We start from the raw sequence: 1,106 nt of genomic DNA, 5'->3' as shown, positions 1-1,106 counted from the left end.
GGCCCCCGCCGGACGGCCGCCCCGCCCGCCGGGGGCCAGGTGCTTGGTCAGCGCGTCGGCGGTGTCCCGGATCTCCCGCTCCCCGGAGAGGAAGACCAGGATGTCGCCCGCACCCTCCGCGCACAGCTCGTCCACGGCGTCCCGGATGGCGGTGATCTGATCCCGCTCCTCCGCTCTGCCGGCCGGGCCGTCGTCGTCGTCATCGTCGTCGTCGGTGTCGGAAGCGGCCCCCGGGCGCTCCTCCAGCAGCGGTCGGTACCGCACCTCCACCGGGTACGTGCGCCCCGAGACCTCCACGATCGGCGCCTCCTCCCCGTCCGGGGCGCGGAAGTGCCGGGCGAACCGCTCCGGGTCGATCGTCGCCGAGGTGATGATCACCTTCAGGTCGGGGCGGCGCGGCAGGAGCTGCGCGAGGTATCCGAGCAGGAAGTCGATGTTCAGGGACCGCTCGTGCGCCTCGTCGATGATGATCGTGTCGTATTGGCGCAACTCCCGATCGTGCTGGATCTCGGCCAGCAGGATGCCGTCCGTCATCAGCTTGACCATGGTGTTCGGGCCGACCTGATCGGTGAAGCGAACCTTCCAGCCGACCGTCTCGCCCAGCGGGGTGTTCAGCTCGTCGGCCACCCGCTGCGCCACCGTGCGGGCGGCGATCCGACGCGGCTGGGTGTGACCGATCAGCCCCCGCACGCCCCGGCCCAGCTCCATGCAGATCTTGGGCAGCTGCGTGGTCTTGCCCGAGCCCGTCTCACCGGCGACGATCACCACCTGGTGGTCCCGGATCGCCTCCAGGATCACCTCCCGGCGCCGGCTGACCGGCAGCTCCTCCGGGTAGCGGATCTCCGGCATCGAGGCGCGCCGCAGCTCCAGGCGCAGCTCCGCCTCCTCCACGGCGGCGGCGATCTCCGCCAGTACGGCCGCCCGGGCGGCGGGCTTGCGCACCCGGCGCGCGCCCTCCAGGCGGCGGCCCAGCCGGCGCTCGTCCTGCGGCATCAGGGCGCGCAGCCGCTCCGCCAACTCGGCGAAGCCGGGGGCGGTGGGGGTGTCGGGAGAGGCGTCGGGAGAGGTCCGGGGCGTCGCGGTGTCGGAACCGGCGGAGGAGGCGG

The 1,106-nt window shown here is 73.4% G+C and carries 1 protein-coding gene; it reads right to left on the bottom strand.

What is annotated here, in order from left to right; translation table 11 throughout:
- A partial coding sequence (locus tag FNQ90_RS24250; protein WP_182608301.1) for a DEAD/DEAH box helicase occupies window positions 1–993 on the bottom strand: 993 nt, incomplete at its 3' end.
- Window positions 994–1,106 lie beyond the last annotated feature (113 nt).

The sequence above is a fragment of the Streptomyces alkaliphilus genome (assembly GCF_014141535.1).
GTDB lineage: Bacteria > Actinomycetota > Actinomycetes > Streptomycetales > Streptomycetaceae > Streptomyces > Streptomyces alkaliphilus.
This window is presented reverse-complemented; position numbering and strand designations above follow the sequence as displayed.